Here is an 18,037-nt window from a genome sequence, read left to right on the forward strand (position 1 = left end):
TTAACGTTGTAGAGTCATGGCGATGCCCTGGCCGCCGCCGACGCACAGGGTTGCCAGCCCTTTGCTGGCGCCCCGGCGCTGCATCTCATGCACCAGGCTGACGAGGATCCGGCAGCCGGAGGCGCCGATGGGATGGCCCAGGGCGATGGCGCCGCCGTTGACGTTGACCTTCTCGCTATCCCACTCAAGCAGCTGACCGACGGCCAGCGCCTGGACGGCAAAAGCCTCGTTGGCTTCGATAAGGTCCACCTCGTCCAGCGTCCAGCCGGCGCGCTGCAGCGCCTGGCGGCAGGCGCTCACCGGGCCGATGCCCATCACCGACGGGTCGACCCCGGCGACCGCTGAGCTGACAATGCGCGCCAGCACCGGCAGCCCAAGCTCGCGCGCTTTATCGACGCGCATCAGCAGGACCGCCGCGGCGCCGTCGTTCAGCGACGAGGCATTCCCGGCGGTGACGCTGCCGTCAGCCGGGCGAAACGCCGGGCGCAGCTGGGCCAGCTGCTGCTCGCTGGTCTCCGGGCGCGGTTGCTCATCGTCAGTCACGAATCGCGGCGGCTTTTTGCCCTGCGGGACGCTGACCGGAACGATCTCCTCACGAAAGCGCCCGGCGGCGATAGCAGCCGCCGCTTTGCGCTGGGAGCTGGCGGCGAAGGCGTCCTGGCGCTCGCGGCTGATGTCGAAGGCGTCGGCGAGGTTCTCGGCGGTAATGCCCATGTGGTAGTCGTTAAAGGCGTCCCACAGGCCGTCCTGGATCATGCTGTCCTGCAGGCTGGCGTGGCCGAAACGCAGGCCGTCGCGGGCGCCATGCATCAGATAGGGAGCATTGCTCATGCTCTCCTGGCCGCCGGCGATAACGATCCCGGCGTCGCCGCAGCGGATCGCCTGCACCGCCTGCTGAACCGCTTTCAGTCCGGAGCCGCACACCAGATTGACGGTGACCGCCGGAGTGTCGACCGGCAGGCCGGCCCGCAGCGCGGTCTGGCGCGCCGGGTTTTGCCCGCAGCCGGCGGTAAGCACCTGGCCGAAAATTAGTTCGTCGACCGCTGCGGCGGGCAGCTGGCAGCGTTCAAGCAGGCCGCGCACCACCGCTGCGCCGAGGTCGATGGCGGAAAGAGGGGCGAAGGCGCCGCGAAAGCTGCCTACCGGGGTGCGTACTGCAGCAACAATGGCAATATCGGTCATGGTCTCTCCTTAACTGAAGCGCATTTCGCGCACGTCGTCAGCGACGATCAGCCGTCCCGCCGTTTTACGTATCACCTCGTCGGGGCTGACCCCCGGGGCCACTTCGCGCAGGACAAACGCGCCGTCGACAATCTCCAGCAGGGCCAGATCGGTGAGTACCCGGCGAATACAGCCCACGCCGGTGAGGGGCAGGGTGCACTGCGGCAGCAGTTTGGATTCGCCGTTTTTTGAGGCGTGGGTCATCACCACGATGATGTTCTGCGCGCCGGCCACCAGGTCCATGGCGCCGCCCATCCCCTTGACCATTTTTCCAGGGATCATCCATGAGGCGATGTTGCCCGCGACGTCGACCTCAAAGGCGCCAAGAACGGTCAGGTCGACGTGGCCGCCGCGGATCATGGCGAACGACTGGGCGGAATCGAAGATCGCCGCCCCGGTTTGCGCGGTGACGGTTTGTTTACCGGCGTTAATCATGTCGGCGTCGATGGTTTCCTCATCGGGAAATTCGCCCATCCCCAGCAGGCCGTTCTCCGACTGGAGCATCACTTCAATGCCGGCGGGAATGTAGTTGGCCACCAGCGTCGGGATACCGATCCCGAGGTTGACGTAGTCGCCGTCGCGCAGCTCCTGGGCGACGCGCATCGCCATTTGTTCACGGGTCAGCATCTCAGTGCCCTCCGGCGCGCAGGGTGCGCTGTTCAATACGTTTTTCGAATTGCCCGACGATCAGCCGGTCGACATAGATCCCCGGAGTATGGATGGCGGAGGGGGGCAGTTCGCCCGGTGGCACAATCTCTTCCACCTCCACCACCGTAATGCGCCCGGCGGTGGCCATCAGCGGGTTGAAATTCTGCGCGGTGTGGCGATAGACCACGTTGCCGTACCAGTCGGCTTTCCAGCCTTTGACCAGCGCGAAATCGCCGCGGATCGCCTCTTCAAGGATGTAGTGTCGGCCGTCGAACTGGCGCACCTCTTTGCCTTCGGCGACCGGGGTGCCATACCCGGTGGCGGTGTAAAAGCCGGGGATGCCGGCGCCGCCGGCGCGGATTTTTTCCGCCAGCGTTCCCTGCGGGGTGAGTTCTACCGCCAGCTCGCCGCTCAGCACCAGCTGTTCAAACAGCGCGTTTTCCCCGACGTAAGAGGCCACCACCTTGCTGACCTGGCGCGACTCCAGCAGCATGCCGAGACCGAAACCGTCGACCCCGCAGTTGTTGGAGACCACCGTCAGCCCCTGCACCTGGCGACGCTGCACCTCGGCGATCAAGTTCTCGGGAATGCCGCACAGGCCGAAGCCGCCGGCGAGCAGCGTCATGCCGTCCGTTAACCCTTCCAGCGCCGCTTCGTAACTGGCGACGCGTTTATCCAGTCCTGCCATCTTATCTCTCCTGCCTTGCGATAGCCTTATCATTGGCGCAGGCGACTGATTTGATAATTTTGAATTTGTGACTCACTCATTTGGAATTTTAATTAATTTCCTGTTAACTAATTTTTTTCAATTAGTTAACAGGATGAAAAATGAGAATGAGTGTCAAACAGTTACGCGCGTTTTTAGCGGTAGCTCACACTCTGAATTTCGCCCACGCCAGCGAAAGGCTGAATCTGTCGCAGCCAGCTCTCAGCCTGACCATCAAAGGGTTGGAGGAGGCGCTGGGCGGCGCGCTGCTGCAGCGCAGCACCCGCAAAGTGACCCTCACCCAGGAGGGGGAACTCTTTCTGCCGATGGCCCGTCAGCTGCTGGCCGACTGGGATAACGTCGAGGAGGCCATGCGTCAGAGCTTTACCCTGCAGCGGGGTAAAATTTCGGTCGCCGCGATGCCGTCGTTTGCCGCCAACGTTCTGCCGGAGGCGCTGAAAGCCTTCCGCGACCGCTATGCCGGGGTGAACGTTACGGTGCATGACGTGATTAATGAGCAGGTGATCGAGATGGTGCGCGAGGGGCGGGTGGAGATGGGCATCGCTTTCGAGCCATCGCCCAACCACAACCTGCTGTTTACCCCGCTGGCGGTGGACCGCTTCGTGGCGATCGTTCCCCAACAATCCCCGCTGGCGAAGAAAAAGCAGCTCTCCTGGCAGGAGCTGTTGACCCTCGACTTTATTACCCTGCAGCGCCCCTCGGCGGTACGCCTGATGCTGGAGGAGGCGCTGGCGCGCAGCGGACGTCAGCTGGACGTGGCGCTGGAGAGTCATCAGCTGGTGACGGTGGGGAGGATGGTGGCCAGCGGCCTGGGGGGCAGCGCGGTGCCGGCGCTGTGTAAAACGCAGATGGCATCGTTGGGCGCCGTCTGCATCCCGCTCAGCGATCCGCCGATTGAGAAGTGCGTCGGCGCGATCCATGCCGGACATCTGCCGCTGTCGAAGGCGGCGCAGGCGCTGCTGGATACGCTGAAAGGGTTTTTACCCACCTGAAGGTGTGGGCGTCAAAAAAAAACCGGCCTGCTGGCCGGTTTGACAATCAGATTTTGCAGGCGTCGCCGCAGTCGTCGTCGGCAACGATCGCCTGGGCTTTTTTGTCCGCTTCTTCCAGACGCTCCGCGTTGCGCTCTTCCGCTTCATCCAGGCCGCTGAAGACCAGGTTGTCGAGATCAATTTCCATAAGTTACCTATCGTTGCTGGTTTTGAATCAGGGTCAAGTATAGGGCATAACCGCCAGCGGATGTAGCCGCGCTTCGCGCCGAAGGCACAGAGCGTTAAGTCGCTGAGCGGAGGGCGTTACCTACCATAATTCATCGTTGACAGAATAAGTTTAACGACAAATAACGTCGCCAGGATAATTTCCTGCCTAAATATTAAATGAAAGGACAACGAAGGAGTAATTAAGCGTTGACGAAACGCTTTTATGTTAATATGGCCGCGATTATGGATGAATCTATGGATCTTAATCAATGGAACATACTGTTGCAGGCGCCATCAAAGAATGGCGTAAACATAATAAAGTGATCGGTCAGGTCAAAATAAGCTATAAAAAAATTTTACGAAAATGCAGAGAGCTCTCGCTCGCAGGAGGTAAATACAGAGAATATCAAGGACTTTGTGCGAAATATCAGTGCGCGCGGTTGACCGCGGTGACCAAAGGACTGGTGCCTTTTGAGGATAAACCGTTTAAAGCGTATCTCAATAAACGGCTGTCAAAACGACGCAAACTGGATATTGCCCATGGTTCACTGAATTTCATCGAGAAAACGTTTCACCCTGATGTCCTGCCGCAGCTCTACAATGTCGCGGATTTTGGCCGCGAGATGTTTTCTATTCCCTTGAAAAATGGCGATAAGCTTGATGTTAAGCTGCTGGCCTCGCCGTTTCAGGAGGAAGGGGAGCTGATGCTGCAGCTGTTTCTTGGCGACCGGCGCGTCTATAGCGTCTGTTTTTCCTGCACCGACGATGGCCGCGCTTATATCGGCGGCATCCAGGGCGGGAAAGATATCACCAATGACGAAGTGAAGGTGCTTACTAAAGAGCTGCATGGCGCGCGGCCGAAAAATATCATCATGAGCGTGCTGTATGGTTTGCTGCGATATTTCAACATCTCCACGGTCTACGCCATCGATTCTGATTACCACGTGAAAAGCGATCTGGTGAAAGCCAGTTATTCATCGCTGTGGCTGGAAATGGGCGGTGAGAAACAGGCTCGCGGCTGGTATAAACTGCCGGCGCAAGAGATCAAAAAGAGTATTGAAGAGGTGAAAAGTAAGCACCGGAGCCAGTTTATTAAGCGCGAAGGTCTTAAAGAGCTGATTCAGATTAATATGGCGAATGCCCTGCAGCAAATTACCTTGCCTGCGCGGGTGAATTAACGCCACTCACACGTCAGGCGGGCAGCAGGGGCTGCTGCCCGTCTGACGATATCCTTTCTTCACTGGCGCGTTTCCAGCCAGATTTCATCCTATCCCAGAGCTTTTGTGGCCGGTCGAAAATGGCGAGGCCGCGCGTCCGGCAAGCAGTGCCAGGAATACATTCCTCAGGTTTCGGCATGGGTACCGGCTTTGACGATCTGTAGCGCGCTGGGGCTCGCCACGCTGCCGCTGGCGGTGACGAACCCCGGATGGACGGTCTCGCCGCTGGCGCTGTCCACCAATGCAATAGGCGACGCGCTATGCAGCACGTGCTGGTGGCCCCATTCCATCAGGGCGAACAGCACCAGCGCCGGGATACTGCTGTGGCTGGTGCCGATGGCCGCCGCGGTAGGGCTTATCGTCCATATGGCGGGACTGTCCGTGGCAGGATAAGGTCGGGCGGCGTCGCCCCGCTCCGCGTTAGCGCGCACGCGGAGCGGGGGCGATCAGGTCGCGGGGGGTTCGCGGGTGGCCCGCGTCAGCGGGTTGCTGTCGAGTTCCAGCTGGTCGCGCAGCGCCCAGCCGCGCAGCTTGCCGGGGTTAAGTAATCCCGCCGGGTCGAGAGACTGTTTCACCGCCACGACGTCGGGACGAATCACGCCCTGTTTGCCGTCCTCAACCTGCAGCACGTGGGGGTTGTTAATCTTGACGTCGTTGTCGCGAAATATCTGCATGATGGCGTTAAGACGTTCGGGCGTGGTATAGCGCACCAGCTGCAGACCGCTGGCGGTGAGATTGCCCTCGATATCGCGCAGGAATTCAATATGGGACATCACCTCCCCGGCGAAGTGCTGCTCCATCTGTAAAATTTGCTGCGGATAGCGCAGCGGATCAAACGCCGTCTGCAGATAGGTCAGCGTATTGTCCACCTTGAGCGCATGCAGGGTGGTGTGGTTCCAGCAGTATTCCATTAACGAGCCGTTGCGCGTCCGGGCCTCCTCGCTGGCCTGCCGGATGGCGTTGCTCCCGCGATGGCGCGGTAACAGGCTGGCGCAGAGTCCTTCGCTCTCCTCGGCGATCAGGCTGATAACCGCATGCTGCCCGGCGCGGTAACGATCGTTGAGGTGGCTAAAATAGTCAGCGATCGGCGTGGCCAGCAGCGCCACCTGGCGCTTCACCAGCCCCGGCGAGCGGACGCAGGCGTTGGCATAGTTCAGCGCATCGGCGAAATCGTCAAACACGTCCAGACGTTCAATCCACTGGTGCGCAGGCGCCAGCGCCAGCTCAACCTCGAGGATAATGCCGTTGGTGCCGTAGGCGTGATGCAGCAGCAGCGCTTCGGGAGCCGGGACGGTCAGCACGCGGGGGACCGGCTCGACGGTCATCACTTTGACGCTGAGCACATTGCCGGGCGCCGCCAGCGGCCCATAGTTGATGGAGCCGATACCGCCGAACCCGCCGCCGTAGAGACCGCCCAGGCTCGCCAGTCGATAGGTCGATGGCATACAGCGCAGCTCCCAGCACGTCGGGCGGGCGGCGGTTTCGATGTCCGCCAGGCGAATGCCGGCCTGGGCCCTCACTGTGCCGTTGCCGAGGGCGACGATCTGGTTGAGCCCGGTCATATCCACCAGCAGCCCGCCTTCGAGGGGGACCAGCTGTCCGTAGTTGCCGGTGGCGCTGCCGCGCAGGGTCAGCGGCAGCTGGTGCTGCGCGCAGGCGCAGACCAGCTGGCGCAGCTCCTCTTCATCGCGCGGGCGAACCACCGCGTCCGCCTGTTTCCCCGCCAGTTGCTCGGTGAGTAGCGGACTGAACCAGTGAAAATCGCGGGAGAGCCGTTTGATCTTCGCCGGCTGTAAGGTCCACTCCAGCGCCGGGAGTGCCTGCTGGATCGCCGCGACCGCGTGTTGACGCTGTTCATCAGTCATCATTCTTTTTCCTGTTCGTCAGCAGAACATTAATGAGATTGCACGGCTTCGCTTTCATGCCAGGCGCTGAGCGCCCGGCGCGAGACCCAGGACATCACGCCAAACAGCGCGATACCGGCGAGAGAGATAAGCAGCAGCGCGGCAAACATCAGCGGGATATCCAGCTGGTAGCCGGCCTGCAGGATCTGATAGGCCAGTCCGGTATTGGTCCCGCCGGTCCCGGCGACAAACTCCGCCACCACCGCGCCAATCAGCGACAGCCCACTGGAAATACGCAGCGCGCCGAAGAAATAGGGCAGCGCCGAGGGGATACGCAGCCGCACCAGCGTTTGCCAGCGGCTGGCGTGATTGAGGCGAAAATAGCTCAGCAGGCCGGGGGAGACGCTGCGCAGTCCCTGAGTGGTATTGGAGATGATGGGAAACACCGCCATCAGGGTGGCGCACACCACCAGCGAGAGCGTGGCATCCTTCACCCAGATGATGATCAGCGGGGCGATGGCGACGATCGGCGTCACCTGCAAAAACACGATGTAGGGAAACAGGGCGGTTTCCACAAAGCGGTTCTGCACTAGGATAAACGCCACCGCGGCGCCGATGACAATCGACAGTAGAAACGAGATCAGGGTGATCTTGAGGGTGAACAGCAGCGCCAGCAGCAGCGGCGTGAGATGCGTCCACAGGCTTTCCAGCATCACCAGCGGCGACGGCACCAGAAAGGCCGGGATACGGAAATAGCTCACCGCGCCCTGCCACAGGAGCACCATCGCCACCGCGACGAGGGTCGGATAGAGAATTTTGAGAAAACGCGGATGCTGGATCCACGGCGTTGCGGTTGTATTTTTCATATTATGACTCCATACCGGACTGGCTGGCCTGCAACAGACTGTCCTGCAGCTGACGGGCATACAGGGAAAAGGCCGGGCTGACGCGGAACGCCTCGCTGCGCGGGAACGGCTCGCGGATGGGGATATCTTCGACCACCCGTCCGGGACGGGCCGCCATCATGATCACCCGCTGGGAGAGAAACACCGCTTCGTGGATCGAGTGGGTGACGAACACTACCGTCAGGTTTTGCTCCTGCCAGAGACGCAGCAGGTCGCTGTCGAGTTTGTTACGCGTAATTTCATCCAGCGCGCCGAAGGGCTCATCCATCAGCAGCAGCTTTGGTCGGGTGACCAGGCCGCGGGCGATGGAGACGCGCATTTGCATGCCGCCGGAGAGTTCGCGCGGCAGGACGTCGGCGAACTTGCCGAGGCCCACCAGCTCAAGGACTTCACTCACCCGGGTATTTCCCTCCGCCCGCGGCACGCCGGCCAGATCCAGCGGCAGCCTGACGTTATTGCGCACGCTGCTCCACGGCATCAGGGTGGCTTCCTGGAAGACGAACGACAGCGGATGCTGGGCCTTTTCCCGACTGTCGCGCCGCCACAGCATCAGCTTGCCGTCGCTGGGCTCCACCAGGCCGGCGACCATCTTCAGCAGGGTGCTTTTACCGCAGCCGGACGGGCCGAGCAGGGTAATAAACTCCCCCTGATTGATGGTCAGGTTGACGGGCAGCAGCGCCCGGGTGCCGTTGCTGTAGATTTTCTCCGCCGACAGCACCTCGATGGCCGGGGTGGCAGCGGCGGGTATAAAGCGGGTATCGCTCATCACGGTCAGTTTCGGGGCGGTATTCATGGCATCACTCCGGCGTCTTTGACCATCTCCAGGGTGTAAGTCTGCTCAAACGGCACCTTGCTGGCGTCGATCAGTTTGTTTTTCACCAGCATGTCCCAGGTTTTCTTCAGCCGCGGCTCGGTGATGATGCCGATGCCGCCGGTCTTAGCATCGCCGCCGGTCACCAGCTGGTACTGCTTCATCTGGGCAATGCCAAAGGCGATCTGCTCGGCGCCCATTTGCGGATTTGCTTTACCGATCAGGCTGTTGCCGGGGGCGGGATCCTGCAGGTAGCTTTTCCAGCCTTCCATGGAGGCTTTGACGAAGGCCGCCACCGCCGCCGGACGTTTGCGGATGGTGTCGGCCATACAGATAATCGAGTTGCCGTAGGGCGGGTAGCCCCAGTCGCTGAGCGGATAGACATAGAACGGCTGCCCGCCTTTAGCGACGGAGAACGGCTCAGAGGTCACGTAGCCCTGCTGCACCAGGTTTTTATCGGCGAGGAACGGCTGAACGTTAAAGGTATAGGGGCGCACTTTGCTGCCAGCCAGACCCAGCTCGCTTTTCGCCCACGGCCAGAAGGAGGTATAGGCCTCGGTGGCGAGCAGGAAGGTTTTGTCTTTAAGTTCCGCCGGGTTCTCCACCTTGTCATGGGTGATAAACACCGTCGGCGAGTGCTGGAACACGGTGGCGACGGTCACCGCGTGCACCCCGGCCTGCCAGGTCTCCAGCGCCTGGCCGTTGTCGCCGAGGGTGCAGTCCGCCTGACCGGCCGCCATCAGCTGCATGACGTTGATCTGCGGGCCGCCCATTTTAATTTCGACATCGAGACCGGCGTGTTGATACAGCCCGGTGGCCTGGGCCTGGTAAAACCCGCCGTGTTCGGCCTGGGCATACCAGTTGGTGAGAAAGGTAAACTTCTCCGCCGCGAAGCAGGAGGCTGAGGTCGCGAGGGCGGCCACGGTCAGCAGGGTAAAAACGGGCGTCAATCTGGTATTCATCAGGGCTCCCTGGATTCAGCAGCGAAAGAAGGTGGTAGGGACTGCACAAAGCCGTGCCAGTGCTGTTTGCCCCAGGTCGGTTCGCGACGTTCGACCCAGGCCATGCGGTGGATCTCGATGATCGCCTGCGCCCAGCTGGCGGCGAGGGAGTCGAGAAGCCCTTCGCCTTGCTCCCGCGTCGCCGGGGTCGGGTCGCCAATCACCCCGCTGGGGCCAAAGTCATACGACGCCCACGCCGCCGCCGGACGGCCTTTCGACAGGGTTGGGCAGGGGAATTCCGGGGGGAAATTAGCGACGGCCCGTTCCATATGGACGCACTCCGGCGCCAGCGCCAGCATCAGCGCCGTTTCGCTATGCCCGGCGTGCATCGCCATCCGCTGTTCATGCGGGCTGAGAAACTGTTTTTCGCAGTTGGGCACGTTGAACACGTCGTGGGGGATGGCGATGAAATCCCCGTGGCGCAGGCGCATTTCCCGGCAGGCGATCTGCAGGATCTGCGGCTGGCCGCCGTGGCCGTTGATCATCAGCAGCTTGCGAAAACCGGCCCGATAGAGAGATTCGGCGATCTCCAGCAGGGTATGCAGCAGCGTATCGCCGCTAAGGGTCAGGGTGCCGGGAAAATGCAGATGCTCCTCGGACTTACCGTAGACGATCGGCGGAATGGCGTAGGCCGGGATCGTCGCCGGCAGCCTGGCGAGGGCATGGCCCGCCACGCCGGAAGATATCACGCTGTCCACCGAGCAGGGCAGATGCGGGCCGTGCTGTTCGATCGCCCCGGTGGGGAGGACGATAACCGTATTGCTTTTATCCGGCAGGGCGGCCACGTCCGTCCAGCTCAGAAAAGGAAGAAAGCGCGCGGCAGGAATGTAACCGTTAATCATCGCGGTGCCTCGGAGTTAAATGACGGGGGTAACCAGACGGTCGCTTCGACTTCAATCAGTACCGTGGCGTCGGGCAGCATTTCGCTGACCTGCACCACGGTGGAAACGGGCGGCTGGTCGGGGTAAAACAGCTTCCTGACCCGGCTGTAATAGGGAAAATGGTCAAGGTTGCGAAAGTACTGCACCAGTTTGATAACGTCGCTCATTTGCCCTCCCGCGGACGCCACGGTGCGGCGGATGCTCTCCAGGACGTACCAGCTCTGGGCGAGGATCGGGCCCTGTTTCGCATCGGTTGAAAATTCGCCGGTCGCCCCCAGCAGCTCCCGCACCGGCTCAGGTACATCCTGAAAGCCGTTGACGATGGTGCCGGTCAGGGGATTGACCGGAATAATGCCGGAGAGAAAGATAAAATCGCCGGCTCTGCGCCAGGCAGCATACCGCGCCAGCGGCGCCCCGGCGCCTGCTTCAAGACTCATGTGCCATCTCCTCCTGCCACACGCGTCGGTGGGTTAACCTGCCGTGGTTAACCACCAGACGGGCGGCGCTGTTTAAAGGCCAGGTAAAACGGTCGCTACCCGGGAAAATCACCACGCTGGCCGCCGCCCCGACGGCAAAGGGCGCCGCGTCTGCCGGCGAACCGGTTAGCGCCGCGCGATCGCAGATCAGCCGCGACTGCTGGTCGAACAGGTCGCTGAGCTGAGCGCCGAACAGACCGCAGGCCAGGGTGTCCAGCGGGTCGTAGCTCCCCGCCGGGCAGAAGGCATCCTGCACGTTGTCGCAGCCGAGCAGGGTGGCCACGCCGGCGGCCTGCGCCTCGTGCAGCAGAGTGATCCCCCGCTGGCGCGGCGTGCGGCCGAACGTCGCATCCTGCAGTAGCAGGTTGGTCATCGGCAGAGCGATAAGGGTGACGCCGTGCGCCGCCAGCTGGCGCAGGATCGGCGCCGCCTGTTCGTCGCTGCCGGCGGCCAGCGCGCAGCCGTGGCTGCAGCAGATATGCCCGGGAAAAGGGTGGCGGGAGAGATGATCCGCCAGCCAGGTCAGCCCCTGAGACACTTCGCTGAGCTCCTCATCAATATGCAAATCCAGATCCAGATCCCAGCGGGCCGCGCTGCACAGCAGATTTTCCATGGCGGCGGCGTCCCAGTTGGAGGAGTGGATGAAGCCGCCCAGCAGGCAGCGCTCCCCGCTGTTGGCGACCGCGCGGGCAATGGCCTCGGCTTCCACCGGATCCTGAAACAGGGGCAGCGGGACCAGCGCCACCCGCTCCAGGGTGATGCCGCCGGTATCGAGGCGGGCGATCTCCTGCCAGGCGTCCGGCGCGTCGGCGGTAAACCAGTCGATATGGCTGCGCAAATGGGTCACGCCATTCGCTGCCGCCCGGGCCAGCGCGGTGGACGCTCGGCGTTGAATATCCGCCCTGGACCAGTGTCGGCGATCCTCGTGCATGGCGTGGATTGCCGCCAGCAGCCCGGCCTGCGCTGGACGGCAGCGTTCAATGGTGAATGTCTTGTCCAGATGGGCATGGGGTTCCACCAGGCCGGGGAGCGTCAGGGCTCCCGCCAGGTCCCACAGGCCGGGAGTCGGCTGGTCGGTTGGGGTCAGCGCGGCGATCCGGCCGTCGCGAAAGGCCAGGTCCGCCAGCAGCGGTTCACCGTTGGCCTGCGTCGGCCAGCCGTCGGGCAGCGCCCAGGCCGGGAGTCGGGCGCGGCTGATCCCGACGAGCGGCGCGCAAGAGGAGGGGAGCGTCATCGTCAGTCTCCTCACAGATCCAAAACCAGAAGCGGGGATTTCGCCCGCGAACAGCAGAGCGTGATCTGGTCGTTGTCGGCTTTCTCTTCCGCCGTCAGCACGCTGTCCCGGTGCTCGGGGATCCCGTCGAGGACCCCGGTAATACAGGAGCCGCACATTCCCTGTTCGCAGGAGAGCATTACCTCCACCCCGGCGTGCTGTAATACCTGAGCAATGGTTTGATCCGCGGCCACCTGCAGGCGCTGCCCGCTGGAGGCCAGCTCAATATAAAACGCATTTTTCGCCGCAGTATTATTTTCCGCCGCGGGAGTAAAACGCTCGAATACGAACTGCGACGGCGACCAGCGATATTCCTCCATGACCGACCGCAGTCTCTGAATAAAACCCTCCGGGCCGCAGGCTATTACTGCGGTATCAGGGTGGGGCACAGTTAAGCATTCGGGGACCCGCTGGCGAAGCGACGCGCCTTCCTCGCTGCAGTGAATGGCCACCGTGCCGTTCGCAGTCAGCTGGTTCAGGCGCGGGGAGAAGGCGGTCTGGCGCGAACTGGCGACATAATAATGCAGCTCCAGCGCCCCCTTTCTGGCGGCAATCGCTTCAGCCATCGCCAGCAAAGGCGTGATGCCGATACCGCCGGCAAACAGCAGGTAGCGCCCGGCCTGCGGCAGGGGAAAATGGTTGCGCGGCGGCGAAATGGCGAGCCGATCGCCGGCTTTGAGCTGCTGGTGCAAATAGCGTGAGCCGCCGGTGGAAGCATCAGTCAGCCTGACGCAAATTTCATAAGTATTACTGCGGTCAGGCGTGCCGCACAGGGAATACTGCCGCGGACCGACGCCGGGAATAATAATATCGATATGCGCCCCGGCGGAGTAGGCCGGTAATATTTCCCCGGCCGCCGCCTGCAATATTAATGATAGATTTCCCTGTCCATTGGGGCGTATTTCCCCGACCGAGACCGAAATAAGATCGTGGCTGTGCATTACCGTTTACTCTCCCTCACTCCGCTGTCTGCAGGGCGGCCAGGGGCGGCGAAGAGATAACTCCCCTTCGCGGTGAACTGTCCGGCGTGCAAGAAAATGGGTGAAACGATCGTTTCTCCGCTATGAATGCTACGGTATTGTGATAAAACTGTTGCGTCCAGAGCTTTGATTCGCACAACCCGTTGCAAAAAAGAGAGCACCCAAACCATGTTTGCCTTCTCCCGATTTCTGCTCTATTTCACCGAAGTGGCCCGTCAGGGATCGTTTCGTAAAGCGTCAGAGGCGCTGCATGTGTCGGCGTCTTCCATCGACCGTCAGATTTTGCGCGTGGAACAGGAGCTGGCGATGCCGCTCTTCGAGCGCCATCCCACCGGGCTGAGGCTGACCGCCGCCGGGGAGCTGCTCCTGCACGCGGCCAATAACTGGAAAAAGGACTTTACCCGGGTCTGTGAGCAGCTGGACGATCTGCGCGGGTTGCGGCGGGGGCATGTGCGCATCGCCACCATCGATGCCATTAACCGGCATTTCTTTTCGACGATGCTCAAAGAGGTGCATAAACATTATCCCAACATCTCTTTTACATTGACCACCATCAACAATATCCACATCCAGCAGGCGCTGATCTCCGGCGAGGCGGATTTCGGCATCATGCTCAATCCCCAGACCTCTCGTGAACTGCAGGTGCGGGCGTTTGCCGAGATGAATATGGGGATTGTGGTGCCCACCGGCCATCCGCTGGCCAGCCGCAGCGCGGTGCGCTTTAGTCAGTGCCTCGACTACCCCTTTATCCTGCCGTCCGCCCCATTGATGATCAGCGAGCCGGTGGAGGCGCTGGTGAACATCAGCGGCAACGAGGTAAAGGAGGTGGCGGTATCGAATAACATTCACATGATCCGCACCCTGATCAAAGAGCAGATGGGCATCGGCATTCTGTGCCGGCTGGATATTCTCGATGAGATTGAGTCCGGCCAGTTGGCGTTTGTGCCGCTAACCGATCCGCAGCTTAAGCCTTTCACCCTGGCGCTGTGCGTCTCGCCCGCCCGCCAGCTTTCCCTTGCCGCCTCGATGATGCTGAACCAGCTGGAGATGCTCTTCAGCCAGCTGTGAAATGTCGGGCAGGCACTAAAATCATTCATTAGCGCACCATTATGGTGCGTTTCTTGTGGGCATGAATCAAAGGTTGCATGCCCAAGGGCGGCGGCGCAGGCGATTTCTCGCGGCCGCTCGCGGGCGATAAAATCTGGCATTGTTTTTGTATAGCTGAGTGTGAGTAGAAGCGGTCAGTACGGGTTATCCATACGGGACATTGCTCAGTCACCATGTCGCGGTTCAATGTTGACCGGGATGGGAGGCTGAGCCACATTCGCTCGCTCCCCCTCCCGGCGTAAAGAGGAGAGGGATATGAAAACAGGCGCACGCCTTCCCCGGGGCATACGCTGGCTGGGCCTGATGGCTCTCGGCAGTGTCTCGCTGGCCGTTCAGGCCGAGGAGAAAATCGTTCTGCTGACCTCCTGGTACGCCCAGGCGGAACAGGGGGGGTATTATCAGGCCCAGGCCACCGGGCTGTACAAAAAATACGGTCTCGACGTCGAGATCCGCTCCGGCGGACCGCAGGTCAACGGCATGCAGTTGCTGTTGTCGAAGCGGGCCGATGTGATCATCGGTTACGACCTGCAGCTGCTGGAAGGCATTCAGCGCGGCTTCCAGGCAAAAGCCATTGCCGCGCCCTTTCAGTACGATCCCCAGGGGCTGCTGACCCATGCCGATGTCATCTCCCTGCAGGGGCTGAAAGACAAAACCCTGCTGGTCTCCAGCTCCGGTCAGGCGACGTGGTGGCCGTGGCTGAAGGCGCAATACCAGCTGAGCGACGCGCAGGTTCGCCCCTATACCTTCAATATTCAACCCTTTGTCGTCGATGACGCTGTCGCCCAGCAGGCCTATGTCAGCTCCGAGGTGTTCCAGGTGCAGAAGGCCGGAGTGAAGGCGAACTTCTTCCTCTTTTCCGAGCACGGCTATCCCCCCTACGGCGGCATTCTTATCGCCCGCCCGGATACCATTGCCGAGCGTAAAGCGGCGATGGCGAAGTTTGTCCGCGCCTCAATGGAGGGTTGGGTGAGCTATCTCAAGGATCCGGCGCCGGGCAATGCGTTGATTAAGCAGGACAACCCGAAAATGACCGACGATCTGCTCGCCTGGGGCGTGACCCAGATCCGTGAGCATCACCTGATCGACGGCGGGGATGCCGCCAGCCAGGGCTGGGGGACGATGACCGACGCGCGCTGGCAGAAGACCCGCGACTTTATGGTCAGCGCCGGTCTGCTGGCGGCGGCCACCGACTGGAAACAGGCCTACACCACCGAATTTGTTCAGGCCATGCAGGTTAAACCCTGAGGAGCGACGCCATGTCATTAATGATTAAAAATGCCCATGCCATCCTCAGCGGTCTGCCCGGAGAGGCGGCGCGGCTGGCCGGGCCGGATATTCGCATCCGCGACGGCAAGATTGCCGCCATCGGCAGCCTGACGCCGCTGCCGGAAGAGCGACAGATCGATGCCCGCGACTGCGTGATCTATCCGGCGTGGGTGAACACGCACCACCATCTTTTTCAGTCGCTGCTGAAGGGCGAGCCGCAGGGGCTGAACCAGAGCCTGACGGCCTGGCTGAGCGCCACGCCGTACCGCTTTCGCGCGGCTTTCGATGAACATACCTTTCGTCTGGCGGTGCGCATTGGCCTGGTGGAGCTTCTGCGCTCGGGCTGCGCCAGCGTGGCGGATCACAACTACCTGTACTGGCCGGATATGCCTTTCGATACCTCGGAGATTGTCTTCAGCGAAGGGGAAGCGCTGGGGATGCGCATCGTCCTGTGCCGGGGTGGGGCGACCCAGGGCCGGGCGGTGGAACAGGATCTGCCGGTGGCGCTGCGTCCGGAAACCTTCGACGGCTATATGGCGGATGTCGAACGGCTGGTCAGCCGCTATCACGACCCCCGGCCCGAGTCTCTGCGCCGGGTGGTGATGGCGCCCACTACCGTCCTGCACTCCGCGCCGGGCGCCCAGCTGCGGGAGATGGCGAAGCTGGCCCGCCAGCTGGGGATCCGGTTGCACAGCCATTTATCGGAAACCGTCGATTATCTCGACGCCGCGCGGCAGAAATTCGCCATGACGCCGGTGCAGTTCTGCGCGGAACACGACTGGCTGGGAAATGACGTGTGGTTTGCCCATCTGGTGAAGCTGCTGCCGGAGGAGATTGCCCTGCTGGGCCGTACCGGAACCGGCATCGCCCACTGCCCGCAAAGCAACGGCCGGCTGGGCAGCGGCATCGCCGATCTGCTGGCGTTAGAGCAGGCCGGGGTCCCGGTCTCGCTGGGGGTGGACGGCGCCGCCTCGAATGAAGCGGCGGATATGCAAAGCGAAGCCCATGCCGCATGGCTGCTGCAGCGCGCGCGCAAGGGGATGCTGGCGCAGCCGCGCTACGCCGGGGGCACCTTTGAGGGTGGGGCCGATGCGGCCACGGTGGAGGATGTAGTGCGCTGGGGCAGCGCCGGCGGGGCGCAGATCCTCGGCTTAGCGCAGAGCGGCACCCTGCAGGTCGGCATGCAGGCGGACCTTGCCATTTACCGGCTGGACGATCCGCGCTACTTCGGCCTGCACGATATGGCCATTGGGCCGGTGGCCTGCGGTGGGCGCGCCGCGCTGAAGGCGCTACTGCTCAATGGCCGCCCCATCGTGGAAGACGACGCCATTCCCGGTCTCGACCTTGACGCGATGCGTCACGACGCGCTGGCGGCCGTCCGTACCCTCCAACAGCGCGCCGCTGTGTAACTGATAACAGGATAATGACGATGAACGCAACCACCCAGAATCAACGCTACGCCTTACAGGAACTGGAAAAAGAGGCGCTGATGGGCGCCGAGGGCGAAGAGACCTTCGCCCGCGAAGTGCGCTGTATCGACCTGTCGAACTTTGCCGCAAGAAAAAATGACATTGCCGAACAACTGTGGGAGGCGGCGGTAGAGATTGGCTTCTTCCAGGTCAGCCATCACGGTATTCCGCTGGCGGATATCCGCCAGGCGTTCAGCATGACCGAGGCGTTTTTCGACCTGCCCGACGAGGTGAAGCGCCAGTATCCGCTGGCCGGCAACGCCGGCTGGGAAAGCAAAGCGCAGGTTCGGCCGTCGACCCGCACCCCGGATCAAAAAGAGTCGTATCAGATAACCCGGCCTCTGATGGCCGGGCGCTGGCCCAGCGATCGGGAGTTGCCAGCATTCCAGCAGACAATGCTCGGGTTTGAGTCGCAGTGCTGGCAGCTGGGGATGAAGATCCTCTCCTGCTTTGCTTTGAAGCTCGGTTTTCCGGAATCGTTTTTCACCACCGCGCACGATCCGCAGCGTGACACCTATCAGAGCACCTTGCGCATGCTGCATTACTATGCAACCGAGCAGTCGCAGCAGGGGATGTGGCGGGCCGGCGCGCACACCGATTTTGACTGTCTGACGCTGCTGTTCCAGCGCCCCGGCCAGGGCGGCCTGCAGGTTTGTCCCGGTAAAGACCGCGAAAGCCAGCAGTGGACCAGCATTGAGCCGCGGGAGGAGGTGATCACCTGCAATATCGGCGATATGCTGATGCGCTGGAGCGACGACCAGCTGCCGTCTAACTTCCATCGGGTGAGAAATCCGCTGCCCCACGAATATCAGGGGCCGCGCTACAGCCTGGCGTTTTTCTGCCAGGCCAATAAAGATGTCGAGATCCTCGGGCCGCAGAGGAAGTACCCGCCCATCAGCGCCGAGGATTATCTGCAGCAGCGGATCCAGGCCAATTTTGCCAAAGGGTAAGATGCTCCCTTGCGTGGTATACCTGCCGCCGGCTTTCGCTGGCCGGGCGGCAGGATCTCCGC

General features: G+C 61.8%; 19 protein-coding genes. 6 read left to right on the forward strand and 13 right to left on the reverse strand.

The genetic code is table 11. The features are described 5' to 3' along the window. Genes IB144_RS11430 through IB144_RS11440 form a run of 3 tightly spaced genes read right to left on the reverse strand, consistent with a single transcriptional unit; the run spans window position 1 to window position 2,557 of the window. A complete protein-coding gene (locus IB144_RS11430) occupies window positions 1-1,182 on the reverse strand; it encodes an acetyl-CoA C-acetyltransferase (RefSeq protein ID WP_046653970.1) in 1,182 nt (393 codons plus the stop codon). Window positions 1,183-1,191: 9 nt separating this feature from the next. After that, complete coding sequence (locus IB144_RS11435) at window positions 1,192-1,848, reverse strand: CoA transferase subunit B (RefSeq protein ID WP_002908192.1); 657 nt, start codon at window positions 1,846-1,848, stop codon at window positions 1,192-1,194. 1 nt (window position 1,849) lies between these two features. Then, on the reverse strand, window positions 1,850-2,557 hold the full coding sequence (locus IB144_RS11440; protein WP_004175762.1) for a CoA transferase subunit A: 708 nt from the start codon (window positions 2,555-2,557) through the stop codon (window positions 1,850-1,852). A 140-nt stretch (window positions 2,558-2,697) separates the two neighbouring features. Here IB144_RS11440 and IB144_RS11445 point away from each other — a divergent pair, with 140 nt between their 5' ends. Next, on the forward strand, window positions 2,698-3,588 hold the full coding sequence (locus IB144_RS11445) for a LysR family transcriptional regulator (RefSeq protein ID WP_004180250.1): 891 nt from the start codon (window positions 2,698-2,700) through the stop codon (window positions 3,586-3,588). Window positions 3,589-3,634: 46 nt separating this feature from the next. Here the strand turns inward: IB144_RS11445 and IB144_RS11450 are convergent, their stop codons facing one another. Beyond that, window positions 3,635-3,775 (reverse strand): hypothetical protein, encoded by a 141-nt coding sequence (locus IB144_RS11450; protein ID WP_002908189.1) that lies wholly within the window; start codon window positions 3,773-3,775, stop codon window positions 3,635-3,637. 289 nt (window positions 3,776-4,064) lie between these two features. On the opposite strand from IB144_RS11450, the gene IB144_RS11455 reads away from it, so the two are divergent. Continuing rightward, window positions 4,065-4,973: a DUF535 family protein gene (locus IB144_RS11455; protein WP_004180248.1), complete on the forward strand. Its 909-nt coding sequence runs from the start codon at window positions 4,065-4,067 to the stop codon at window positions 4,971-4,973. Window positions 4,974-5,137: 164 nt separating this feature from the next. Here the strand turns inward: IB144_RS11455 and IB144_RS11460 are convergent, their stop codons facing one another. The 9 genes from IB144_RS11460 to IB144_RS11500 form a co-directional block, all read right to left on the reverse strand. Next, on the reverse strand, window positions 5,138-5,380 hold the full coding sequence (locus tag IB144_RS11460) for a hypothetical protein (protein WP_046654829.1): 243 nt from the start codon (window positions 5,378-5,380) through the stop codon (window positions 5,138-5,140). A gap of 78 nt (window positions 5,381-5,458) precedes the next feature. Continuing rightward, entirely contained in the window at window positions 5,459-6,880 is a 1,422-nt protein-coding gene (locus tag IB144_RS11465; RefSeq protein WP_064153221.1) for an FAD-binding oxidoreductase, read from the reverse strand. Window positions 6,881-6,906: 26 nt separating this feature from the next. Then, the gene (locus IB144_RS11470; RefSeq protein ID WP_002908134.1) at window positions 6,907-7,722 is read right to left on the reverse strand and encodes an ABC transporter permease; all 816 of its coding nucleotides are present in this window, start codon (window positions 7,720-7,722) and stop codon (window positions 6,907-6,909) included. Between the two features lies 1 nt (window position 7,723). Continuing rightward, window positions 7,724-8,554 carry an ABC transporter ATP-binding protein gene (locus IB144_RS11475; protein WP_004180245.1) on the reverse strand — a complete coding sequence of 277 codons (831 nt, stop codon included), beginning with the start codon at window positions 8,552-8,554 and terminating at the stop codon, window positions 7,724-7,726. Beyond that, window positions 8,551-9,534 carry an ABC transporter substrate-binding protein gene (locus IB144_RS11480; RefSeq protein WP_002908130.1) on the reverse strand — a complete coding sequence of 328 codons (984 nt, stop codon included), beginning with the start codon at window positions 9,532-9,534 and terminating at the stop codon, window positions 8,551-8,553. The genes IB144_RS11475 and IB144_RS11480 overlap by 4 nt, the downstream gene beginning before the upstream one ends. After that, the gene (locus IB144_RS11485; RefSeq protein ID WP_004151186.1) at window positions 9,534-10,415 is read right to left on the reverse strand and encodes a creatininase family protein; all 882 of its coding nucleotides are present in this window, start codon (window positions 10,413-10,415) and stop codon (window positions 9,534-9,536) included. Before IB144_RS11485 ends, IB144_RS11480 begins: the two co-directional genes overlap by 1 nt. Further along, entirely contained in the window at window positions 10,412-10,891 is a 480-nt protein-coding gene (locus IB144_RS11490; protein WP_002908128.1) for a RidA family protein, read from the reverse strand. The genes IB144_RS11485 and IB144_RS11490 overlap by 4 nt, the downstream gene beginning before the upstream one ends. Continuing rightward, a complete protein-coding gene (locus IB144_RS11495; protein ID WP_048289460.1) occupies window positions 10,881-12,164 on the reverse strand; it encodes an amidohydrolase family protein in 1,284 nt (427 codons plus the stop codon). The genes IB144_RS11490 and IB144_RS11495 overlap by 11 nt, the downstream gene beginning before the upstream one ends. Window positions 12,165-12,175: 11 nt before the next feature. Further along, window positions 12,176-13,144, reverse strand: a complete 969-nt coding sequence (locus IB144_RS11500) for a PDR/VanB family oxidoreductase (protein WP_048289459.1) — start codon at window positions 13,142-13,144, stop codon at window positions 12,176-12,178. A 207-nt stretch (window positions 13,145-13,351) separates the two neighbouring features. Here IB144_RS11500 and IB144_RS11505 point away from each other — a divergent pair, with 207 nt between their 5' ends. From IB144_RS11505 to IB144_RS11520, 4 genes are all read left to right on the forward strand, one after another. Further along, a complete protein-coding gene (locus IB144_RS11505) occupies window positions 13,352-14,251 on the forward strand; it encodes a LysR family transcriptional regulator (RefSeq protein WP_002908057.1) in 900 nt (299 codons plus the stop codon). 294 nt (window positions 14,252-14,545) lie between these two features. Beyond that, window positions 14,546-15,535 (forward strand): ABC transporter substrate-binding protein, encoded by a 990-nt coding sequence (locus IB144_RS11510; protein WP_048289458.1) that lies wholly within the window; start codon window positions 14,546-14,548, stop codon window positions 15,533-15,535. 11 nt (window positions 15,536-15,546) lie between these two features. Next, a complete protein-coding gene (locus IB144_RS11515; protein ID WP_004210086.1) occupies window positions 15,547-16,965 on the forward strand; it encodes an amidohydrolase family protein in 1,419 nt (472 codons plus the stop codon). Window positions 16,966-16,985: 20 nt separating this feature from the next. Then, window positions 16,986-17,975 (forward strand): 2OG-Fe(II) oxygenase family protein, encoded by a 990-nt coding sequence (locus IB144_RS11520; protein WP_004175808.1) that lies wholly within the window; start codon window positions 16,986-16,988, stop codon window positions 17,973-17,975. Window positions 17,976-18,037: the final 62 nt, after the last annotated feature.

The organism is Klebsiella sp. K4 (genome assembly GCF_014596785.2).
GTDB lineage: Bacteria > Pseudomonadota > Gammaproteobacteria > Enterobacterales > Enterobacteriaceae > Klebsiella > Klebsiella pneumoniae.

Coding starts and splice junctions, on each gene's coding strand:
- IB144_RS11505 (WP_002908057.1), top strand. CDS start 13,352: ATGTTTGCCTTCTCCCGATTTCTGCTCTATTTCACCGAAGTGGCCCGT.
- IB144_RS11475 (WP_004180245.1), bottom strand. CDS start 8,554: ATGAATACCGCCCCGAAACTGACCGTGATGAGCGATACCCGCTTTATA.
- IB144_RS11440 (WP_004175762.1), bottom strand. CDS start 2,557: ATGGCAGGACTGGATAAACGCGTCGCCAGTTACGAAGCGGCGCTGGAA.
- IB144_RS11490 (WP_002908128.1), bottom strand. CDS start 10,891: ATGAGTCTTGAAGCAGGCGCCGGGGCGCCGCTGGCGCGGTATGCTGCC.
- IB144_RS11515 (WP_004210086.1), top strand. CDS start 15,547: ATGTCATTAATGATTAAAAATGCCCATGCCATCCTCAGCGGTCTGCCC.
- IB144_RS11480 (WP_002908130.1), bottom strand. CDS start 9,534: ATGAATACCAGATTGACGCCCGTTTTTACCCTGCTGACCGTGGCCGCC.
- IB144_RS11450 (WP_002908189.1), bottom strand. CDS start 3,775: ATGGAAATTGATCTCGACAACCTGGTCTTCAGCGGCCTGGATGAAGCG.
- IB144_RS11485 (WP_004151186.1), bottom strand. CDS start 10,415: ATGATTAACGGTTACATTCCTGCCGCGCGCTTTCTTCCTTTTCTGAGC.
- IB144_RS11465 (WP_064153221.1), bottom strand. CDS start 6,880: ATGATGACTGATGAACAGCGTCAACACGCGGTCGCGGCGATCCAGCAG.
- IB144_RS11455 (WP_004180248.1), top strand. CDS start 4,065: ATGGAACATACTGTTGCAGGCGCCATCAAAGAATGGCGTAAACATAAT.
- IB144_RS11510 (WP_048289458.1), top strand. CDS start 14,546: ATGAAAACAGGCGCACGCCTTCCCCGGGGCATACGCTGGCTGGGCCTG.
- IB144_RS11520 (WP_004175808.1), top strand. CDS start 16,986: ATGAACGCAACCACCCAGAATCAACGCTACGCCTTACAGGAACTGGAA.
- IB144_RS11445 (WP_004180250.1), top strand. CDS start 2,698: ATGAGAATGAGTGTCAAACAGTTACGCGCGTTTTTAGCGGTAGCTCAC.
- IB144_RS11495 (WP_048289460.1), bottom strand. CDS start 12,164: ATGACGCTCCCCTCCTCTTGCGCGCCGCTCGTCGGGATCAGCCGCGCC.
- IB144_RS11470 (WP_002908134.1), bottom strand. CDS start 7,722: ATGAAAAATACAACCGCAACGCCGTGGATCCAGCATCCGCGTTTTCTC.
- IB144_RS11500 (WP_048289459.1), bottom strand. CDS start 13,144: ATGCACAGCCACGATCTTATTTCGGTCTCGGTCGGGGAAATACGCCCC.
- IB144_RS11435 (WP_002908192.1), bottom strand. CDS start 1,848: ATGCTGACCCGTGAACAAATGGCGATGCGCGTCGCCCAGGAGCTGCGC.
- IB144_RS11430 (WP_046653970.1), bottom strand. CDS start 1,182: ATGACCGATATTGCCATTGTTGCTGCAGTACGCACCCCGGTAGGCAGC.